General features: G+C 64.5%; 7 protein-coding genes. 1 reads left to right on the top strand and 6 read right to left on the bottom strand.

Going from position 1 to position 8134, the window contains the following annotated elements; translation table 11 throughout:
- Window positions 1-141: 141 nt before the first annotated feature.
- Entirely contained in the window at window positions 142-1374 is a 1233-nt protein-coding gene (locus tag AC04MI_RS21335; protein ID WP_476498635.1) for a metal-dependent hydrolase family protein, read from the bottom strand.
- Between the two features lie 227 nt (window positions 1375-1601).
- Between AC04MI_RS21335 and AC04MI_RS21330 the strand changes: the two genes are divergently transcribed.
- Window positions 1602-2561: a LysR substrate-binding domain-containing protein gene (locus tag AC04MI_RS21330; RefSeq protein WP_436079079.1), complete on the top strand. Its 960-nt coding sequence runs from the start codon at window positions 1602-1604 to the stop codon at window positions 2559-2561.
- A 53-nt stretch (window positions 2562-2614) separates the two neighbouring features.
- On the opposite strand, the gene AC04MI_RS21325 is transcribed toward AC04MI_RS21330, so the two are convergent.
- The 5 genes from AC04MI_RS21325 to AC04MI_RS21305 form a co-directional block, all read right to left on the bottom strand.
- Entirely contained in the window at window positions 2615-4168 is a 1554-nt protein-coding gene (locus tag AC04MI_RS21325; RefSeq protein WP_476498634.1) for a malonate--CoA ligase, read from the bottom strand.
- Between the two features lie 82 nt (window positions 4169-4250).
- Window positions 4251-5054 (bottom strand): enoyl-CoA hydratase/isomerase family protein, encoded by an 804-nt coding sequence (locus AC04MI_RS21320; RefSeq protein ID WP_476498633.1) that lies wholly within the window; start codon window positions 5052-5054, stop codon window positions 4251-4253.
- A gap of 198 nt (window positions 5055-5252) precedes the next feature.
- Window positions 5253-6242, bottom strand: coding sequence for a Bug family tripartite tricarboxylate transporter substrate binding protein (locus AC04MI_RS21315; protein ID WP_476498632.1), 990 nt, complete (start codon window positions 6240-6242; stop codon window positions 5253-5255).
- A gap of 67 nt (window positions 6243-6309) precedes the next feature.
- Complete coding sequence (locus AC04MI_RS21310; RefSeq protein ID WP_476498631.1) at window positions 6310-7809, bottom strand: malonyl-CoA decarboxylase; 1500 nt, start codon at window positions 7807-7809, stop codon at window positions 6310-6312.
- Window positions 7806-8134: GntR family transcriptional regulator (locus AC04MI_RS21305; protein WP_476498630.1), on the bottom strand; the 329-nt coding region annotated here is incomplete at its 5' end. The genes AC04MI_RS21305 and AC04MI_RS21310, both read right to left, overlap by 4 nt.

Here is an 8134-nt window from a genome sequence, read left to right as displayed (position 1 = left end):
GCGGAACACCTCACCTTGCTGGCTGAAACCGATGGAGGGAAGGAACTGCAGAGCCGCTGCGGCGCCGCTGAGCTTGACGAAATTTCTACGTTGCATGGTGATCTCCGGTAGGGGGGATGGGGGTGAGGGGATGAAAGAGACTCAAAGGGTGTTCTTGACCCACACGCCGTCCTTGGCGATGGCGCGAATGCGCTCGCCCTGGTTCAGCAGGCAGGTGATGTCGGTGAGCGGGTTGCCATCGACCAGCAAGATGTCGGCAATGGCACCGGCCGTGACTTCGCCCAGCTGGCCTTGCTGGCCCAGAATCTCCGCGCCAATCAGCGTGGCCTGTTGCAGCACCGGGCCATTGCCCAGAATCTCCGCGCGCAGGCGCAACTCGTCCGACTGCAGGTAATGCGTCTCGGCCAGCAAGTCGCTGCCCAGGCCCATCTTCACGCCCGCCTTGGCCAGGATCTCGATGGCCTGCTTGCCCTGCCCACGTACCGAATCGATCTTGGCAATCGACACCGCAGGCAGGCCATAACGCTCGCCCTCGTTGGCCAGGCCCTCGTAGGTGATGAGCGTGGGCACCATGAAAGCGCCCATCTCGGCCATGAACTCTGCCGTCGGCACATCCACCAGATTGCCGTGCTCAATGGTGCGCACGCCGCAGCGCACGGCGCGGGCAATGGCGCGGGGCGTGTAGGCGTGGGCCATGACATAGGTGTTGGCATTGGATGCCTCTTCCACAATGGCGTGCAGCTCGGCCTCGGAATAGCCCAGGTTGCCAATTGGGTCGTTGGGCGAGGCCACGCCGCCCGAAGCCATCACCTTGATCTGTGTGGCGCCCTTCAGAATTTCTTCACGCACCGCCAGGCGGCAAGCATCCACGCCATCGACCACGCGGCCGATGTTGCCCAGCTTGTAGGCGCACGAACACACATCCAGGTCATCGTTGCGCTGGCGGAAATCCGCATGCCCGCCGGTTTGCGACAACGCCTTGCCCGCAGGGAAGATGCGTGGCCCCTGCACCAGCCCCGTGCGCACCGCCTCGGCCAGCGACCAGTCGGCGCCGCCCGCATCACGCACGGTGGTAAAGCCCCGCTCCAGCATGCCCTTCATGATGGGCAGCGAGCGCATCATGGTGAACACGTTGGGCATCTTGGCCACGGCGCCCAGGTTGAACGAAGACGCCACCACATGCACGTGGCAGTCGATCAGGCCGGGCATCAGGGTCATGCCCTTGGCGTCGAGCGTGGTGGTCCCTTCTGGCACCTGCAGGTCGGTGCCTACCGCTGCAATGYGGCCGTCCTGCACCAGAACGGACAGGCCGGTGCGCAGTGTGAGCGCGTGGACATCCAGCACACGGCTGTTTTCAATCAACAAAGAGGTCATGAGATTCGTCAAAGTGGGCGCGATGGCTTCAAAATTACTCATAGCCTGCTTTTTCAGGGGGCTATGAAGACCATCAAGAATCCATCTGGTGCATTGCAGCATCTACAGAGTGTGGCGCTTGACACGTTGCTGTCACAGGACGCATTTATCGGGCCAATTGACCTTATCCGCAACGCCTAAAATCTCACCATCCCATGAGCCCTACTCATACCCCCTAGGCCACATCTATGCGCCGCCTGTGCCCCACCATCTCTGAGCTGAACGCCTTTCACTCCGCCGCCAAGCACCAGGCCTTCACCATGGCAGCACGCGAGCTGTGCGTGACGCAAAGCGCCATCAGCCGCCACATTGCGGCGCTGGAGGACTACCTGGGCCAGAAGCTGTTCATCCGCAAAGCCACCGGGCTGGAGCTGACCGAGGCGGGGGCCACCTACCTCAACGCCACCCGCCCGGCCATGGCCGCGCTGGAATCGGCCACGGCACAGCTCATGTCGTACGGGGGCGATGGCGGCTCGCTCAACCTGTCGGTGCCGCCCACGTTTGCGGCGCAGTGGCTGTTTCCGCGCCTGGGCCACTTCAAGCGCACGCTGCCGCAGGTGTCACTGAACTTTGTGCGTTACCAGCACGCGCACGACTTTGCGACGCCGCACGAGTTCGATGCTGCCATTCAGTACGGCTACGGCAATTGGCCCAGCGCCAATGCGCGCTACCTGATTGGCAAGGAAACCAGCATCGTGTGCAGCCCGCAACTGCAGGCCGCCCTGCCCCTGAACACCCCACAAGATTTGATGCGCGCCACGCTGCTGCAGCACATTGAGGTGCCCCTGGCCTGGCAGGACTGGATGGAAGCCCACGGCCTGGACACCAGCGCCAGCCGCTTCGGGCCGGGCTTCAACCTGTATTCACTCATCATCCGCGCAGCGGTTTCAGGCTTTGGCGTGGGCATCGTGCCCACCTGCCTGGTAGAAGACGAACTGCAGGCAGGCACTCTCGTAGAGCCCCTGAAAAACCGCTTTGACAGCCCGCTCGGCTACTACCTGTGCGCGCCCACGGCACGCACCAATTTGTCGGTGTACCGGCTGGTGGCGGGGTGGCTGGAACACTGCTGCAACCATGCCGAGGGCGCCGCGGCGCCAGCCGCCACGCCCTGCATTTTCTGCAACCCCCAGGCCTCTGCGGCGGGTTAGGGCCTGTTCACACTATTTTTGCCAGTGCGAAGGCCTCCACTCGCAGGCCTGCCTCAGGCGAACAACCCTTTGTACTGATCCCGCAGCAGGTTCTTTTGCACCTTGCCCATGGTGTTGCGCGGCAGCTCGGACACCACGAAGCACTTCTTGGGGATCTTGAAGTTGGCCAACTGCGACTTGAGCTGAGCCACGATGGCATCGGCGTCCATGCTGGCACCGGGCTTGGCAATGACCACGGCCACGCCCACTTCGCCAAAGTCAGGGTGTGGCACGCCGACCAGGGCGCTTTCGGCCACGCCGGTCATGTCGTTGATGTAGCCCTCGATCTCKGCGGGGTAGACGTTGTAGCCGCCGCTGATGATCAGGTCTTTGCTGCGGCCCACGATGTGCACGTAGCCGCGCTCATCGACCTTGCCCACGTCGCCGGTCTTGAAGTAGCCATCCTTCGTGAACTCTTCGGCGGTCTTTTCTGGCATGCGCCAGTAGCCCTTAAACACGTTGGGGCCCTTGACCTGGATGCCGCCGATTTCGCCCACGGGCAGGTCTTTGCCATCATCGCCCTGCACGCGCAGGCTCACACCCGGCAGGGGGAAGCCCACGGTGCCGCCACGGCGTTCATCCTGGCCCTTGTAGCGCTGGTCGGCGCTGTAGGGGTTGSWGGTGAGCATGATGGTTTCGCTCATGCCGTAGCGCTCCAGGATGGTGTGGCCGGTGCGTTGCTGCCATTCCTTGAAGGTTTCGATCAGTAGCGGTGCAGAGCCTGCGATGAACAGGCGCATGTTCTTGACGGCCTGTTTGTTCAAACCAGCCTCGGCCAGCATGCGCACGTACAGTGTGGGCACGCCCATGAACACGGTGGCGCGGGGCATGGCGGCGATGACGGCCTTGGGGTCGAACTTGGCCATCCAGATCATCTTGCTGCCGTTGATGAGCGCGCCGTGGATGGCGACGAACAGGCCATGCACGTGGAAGATGGGCAGCGCGTGGATGAGCACGTCGCCCTYCKTCCAGCCCCAGTAGTCCTTGAGCAYSWCGGCATTSSWSAGCAKGTTGCCRTGCGTGAGCATSGCGCCCTTGCTGCGGCCGGTGGTGCCGCTGGTGTACAGGATGGCGGCCAGGTCGTCGGCGCTGCGGGACACGGCCTGGTGCTCGTCGCCGTGGTGCGCTGCACGCTCCAGCAGGCTGCCGGTGCGGTCGTCACCCAGGGTGAAGACATGCTGCGTGCCCAGGGTGAAGGCAATCTTGCTGACCCAGCCAAAGTTGCCGGGGCTGCACACCACCACGGCCGGCTCGGCGTTGCCGATGAAGTATTCGATCTCGGCGCTYTGGTAGGCGGTGTTGAGCGGCAAAAAGACGTAGCCCGCACGCAGCGTGGCCAGGTACAGCGCCATTGCTTCGACCGACTTTTCGACCTGCACGGCAATACGGCTGCCTTCGGGCAACTTGRGCGATGCAAGCAGGTTGGCGATGCGGGCGCTGGCGCGGTCCAGATCGCGCCAGGTGTAGAACAGCGGGGTGCCGTCTGCCGCCGTGGTCTCAACGGCAGTGCTGTCCAGGTCGGACGGGAACGAGGCGCGCAGGGCGCTGAAGAGGTTGTGTTGGCTCATGGCTCAGACTTCAATGGGCTGGGTGGCTGGGTTGAGAGGTTGGGACTGACTGAATGGGAGAAAGCGGGGACGGAGGCGCCAGTCAGAACACCGGCGCGCGCTTGTCCAGAAAGGCAGAGATCCCTTCGCGGTGCTCGGCGCTGGCGGCGTAGGCATAGGGGTCGGCAGGGCCATTTACTATGTTTTCAATAGCAGACAAGGCATGATTTTGTAGCGCTACAGGCGCTTTCAACGCCCGAAACGTCTGTTTGTTCATGCGGGCGGCCTGGGGCGCCAGCGCGGCRATGCGCTGGGCACTGCCCAGGGCTTCGGTGGCCACCATGTCGTCGGCCACCACGCGGCTCAAAAAGCCGCGTGCCAGCATGTCGGGGGCGCTGAAGGTGGCGGCCTCCAGCAGCATCTGGCGTGYGGTCACGTCGCCCACTGCACCTGCCACCAGCTGCGCCTCGCGCGGGGCCATCGGAAAGCCCAGCTTGGCAATCGGTGCGCCAAAGCGCGCGCCATTGCCCGCCACCCGGATGTCGCAGCAGCTGGCAATCTCCACGCCGGCGCCCATGCAGGCGCCGCTGATCTGGGCCACGATGGGCACGTCGCACTGGAGCATGGCATTGAGCCCGCCCCACACGTCGTTTTCATGAAAGTCGCGCAGCGCTGCCGCGTCAAAACGGAAGCCGGGGTACTCCGAAATGTCTCCGCCCGCACAGAACGCCCCGCCCTCGCCCGCGATGAGCACACAGCGCGCATCGGCAGAGCGCTGCACGTCTTCAAACACCGCACGCAACTGCCGCCACATGGGCCGCGACATGGCGTTCAGCCGCCCGGTGTGGCGCAGGGTGACATGCACCACCCCGCCCTCACCGGCATTCATCAACACTTCACCCGACATCCTGGTATCCATTTCCTTCACATACCGCCCACGACCTTCTCACCCCGCGATGCCATCGCCAGCACCACCGTGGAACTGGCTCTGCCAGACCACGAAGCGCAGCCATAGCACCGGCTATGGCGAGCATTTGCAACAACTACGGTGTGCTCTTTTGCGGAGCGATCGGGCATGGCGGGTTTGTTTGCACCGTCTTGGGGGTTAGTCAAGCTTTGCGCCAGACGCCTTCACCACCGCCGCCCAGCGCTTGACCTCGGTGCTCACAAACGCGCCAAACTGCTGCTGCGTCATGCCGCCGTAGTCCGCGCCGTTGCTGGCCCACACGGCCTTGAGTTCATCGGCGGTGCCCAGGCGCTTGATCTCGTCCACGATGCGKGCCTGCASSTCGGCCGGYGTGCCYTTGGGYGCCCACAGGCCGTACCAGGTGGTSACSGTGTAGTCGGGCAGGCCCACTTCGGAGGCGCAGGGTACGTCGGGGAATGCGGGGTTGCGCTTGGCGCCGGACACCATCAGCGCCTTGATACGGCCGCTCTTGATGTGATTGGCTGACGAGCCCAGGCCGTCGAACATCATGTCCACGTTGCCGCCAATGAGATCCTGCAGCGCGGGGCCCGCGCCCCGGTAGGGGATGTGGGTGATGAATGTGCCCGTCTGCTGCTTGAACAGCTCGCCCGCCAGATGGTGCGAGGTGCCTGCTCCGGCCGAACCGTAGTTGAGCTTGGCAGGGTTGCGCTTGATGTAGTCCAGAAACTGCTTGAAGTTGGTGGACGGCGTCTTGGGATTGACCACCASCACCTGSGGCACGTTGGCCAGCAGCRYCAGSGGMAYGAAGTCTTTCTCGAKGTCGTAGTCGAGCTTGGGGTASATCGMMGGSGCRATCGCGTGGTGCACSGCGCCCATGAACAGCGTGTAGCCATCGGGCGCCGCCTTGGACGCAATGCTGGCACCCAGCGTGCCCCCGGCGCCCCCCCGGTTGTCGATCACCAGCGTCTTGCCCGTGCTTTTGGAAAACTGCGCAGCCAGCGGCCGGGCAAACGCATCGGTGCCGCCACCGGCGGGGAACGGCACCACCACCGTCACGGGCTTGCTGGGCCAGGTGCTTTGGGCCCAGCTGTTGCTGCTGGCCAGGCCCAGGCCTGCAGCCGCCGCGCCGAGCAGTACACCCCGGCGTTGGATTCGCAAATCAGTCATTCCTTGTCTCCTGTCGTTGTAAAAATACGCGGTCACTGGTCCGCCCGGCATCTTGCCGGTCGCCCCGTCAGTCGCGGCAAAGGCTGTCGATGTCCCCCGACACTGGCACCTTGCCCTGCGCAAGCAAGCTGCGATGCTTGTCGATGCGCTTCAAGTCGTACAGGTAGTTCACCATGAGCCCGTACGATTGTTTCTGCCCCTTGCTGGACGGGTCACCCGCCCAGTTCAGGCGCTCTACCCGCGCGCCGTTGCCCAGGTGGAAGCGGGCCACAGGGTCTGCCGGTTTGCCCTCTTGCAGCTCGCGGCCCAGATAGTACGCGGCGCATTCCAGCAGCATCTGGCGCACGGGGGATTTGGCGTCCAGCTCCAGCGCTTTGTCCACCGCCCCGAGCAAATGCGTGGCCTGCGGCGGCTCGAAGCCCACCGCGCGGCCCAGCTCGCTGCGGCGCTTGTCGTCCAGGCGGTCCAGCATGGCCCCTGCATGTTTGCCCAGCCAAGCGCGGAAACCCGGAATGGGCGACAGCGTGGCGAAGGTGCGCAGGCGCGGGAACTCGGCCGTGAGCGTTTCCACCACATGCTTGATGAGCGAGTCGCCAAAGCTCACGCCGCGCAGGCCTGTTTGCGTGTTGCTGATGGAATAGAAGATGGCCGTGGTGGCCCGTGTGATGTCCACGGGCGCGGCAGCCTCATCCAGCAGCGGCGTGATGCTGGCCGAGATCTTGTCCACCAGCGCCACCTCSACRAAGATCAGCGGCTCGTTGGGCAGSCGCGGRTGGAAGAAGCCRTAGCAGCGGCGGTCGCTGTCCAGCCGGTTCTTCASGTCGGYCCAGCTSYKGATGTCGTGCACGGCCTCGTACTTGATGAGCTTTTCGAGCAGCGATGCGGGCGAGTCCCACGACAGCCGGCGCAGCTCCAGAAAGGCCACGTCAAACCAGGTCGAAAACAAATGCTCCAGCTCGGCATCGAGCGGCAGCAGGCGCTTGTCGGCCTTGAGCAGCGGCAAAATTTCGGCACGCAGGTCTACCAGAAACCGCATGCCCTCGGGGAATGCCGAAAACCGCTGCAGCAGCCGCGTGCGCGGCGATACCAGCGCACGGCGCAGGCTGATCTCGGCCTGCCCTTCTTCGGCAGTACCCGCTGCCGCCTCGTAGCGCTGGCGGGCCGACTTGAAGCGTGTGGCGTCGGGTGCGAACTGCTCGCACATCAGCAGCCACATGTCGCGCCGCTCCTCGGGCTCGGCCTTCGCATACCACTCGGCCACGGCCTGGGCGCGGCGGCCGCCTTCGATCTCGCTCACCTGCGGCGCCACCACCTCCTGCAAATCGGCCAGCAGACGGCGCAATGCGCGGGGCGACAACGCCTCCTGGCCGCGCCGCAGGGTGGCCTGCAGGCGCTCATTGGTAGAACGCGGCACCGCGACCTTGGCGACCACATCGGTCACGGTTTTGTCGAGTGAGGCCTTGGCAGACTTGTCGGCGGTCTTGTCCCCCGCCTTGTCGGCGGCAGGCGCGGCAGTGCGCAGGCGTGACACGCTGCGGGTGATCCATTCGGGAGTGCTGTTGATCATGGGGTCAACCTCGATTGCTGGTTGCGGGCTACATCGCGCAGCGCATCGCGCTGGCGCAACAGATGGGTGCGCATGGCCTCCTCGGCCGCGTCGCAGTCGCGCGCCTTGAGCGCGGCAAACACGGCCAGATGCTCTGCCAGGCTTTGCTGCATGCGCCCGGGGGCATGCAGCGTCTTGTGGCGTGCCAGCCGCAGGATCTTGCGCAGGTCACCAATCACCTGGGCCAGCCAGCGGTTGTCCGCCAGCGTGATGAAGGCCTCGTGGATGGCGTAGTTGGCTTCGTAGTAGTCGGTCATGCGCCCATCGGCCGCGCACTGTTGCAGGC

Source organism: Acidovorax sp. LjRoot204 (assembly GCF_056175785.1).
This window is presented reverse-complemented; position numbering and strand designations above follow the sequence as displayed.

Coding starts and splice junctions, on each gene's coding strand:
- AC04MI_RS21330 (WP_436079079.1), top strand. CDS start 1,602: ATGCGCCGCCTGTGCCCCACCATCTCTGAGCTGAACGCCTTTCACTCC.